The organism is Paraburkholderia sp. SIMBA_030 (genome assembly GCF_046535245.1).
GTDB lineage: Bacteria > Pseudomonadota > Gammaproteobacteria > Burkholderiales > Burkholderiaceae > Paraburkholderia.
In genome coordinates this window covers 1-245 of record NZ_JAWRXB010001374.1, presented here as the reverse complement: position 1 = coordinate 245, position 245 = coordinate 1, and the positions used below count along the sequence as shown (strand labels likewise).

At 68.2% G+C, this 245-nt stretch carries 1 protein-coding gene; it reads right to left on the bottom strand.

Annotated elements, in window-relative coordinates; all coding sequences use genetic code 11:
- The coding region (locus SB772_RS44540) for a LysR substrate-binding domain-containing protein (RefSeq protein WP_410839094.1) at nt 1–245 on the bottom strand (245 nt) is incomplete at both ends.

The window sequence follows — 245 nt, the reverse complement described above, 5'->3', positions numbered from 1 at the left end:
CGGGCACGCATTCCCGCAGGAAATCGACGAAGGTCCGGATCTTCGCGTCGAGGTACTGGCGCGACGCATACAGTGTGTAGACCGTCAGCTTCTGCAGCCGGTACTCGGGCAACACGCGAACCAGCGCGCCACTCGCCAGGGCGGGCACCGCGCTCGACATCGGCAATGAGCCGATCCCGAGGCCCGCGCGCAGCGCGGCACCGAGCGCGTCGGCGATGTTCACCTGGAAGTCCGGCAGCGGCAAC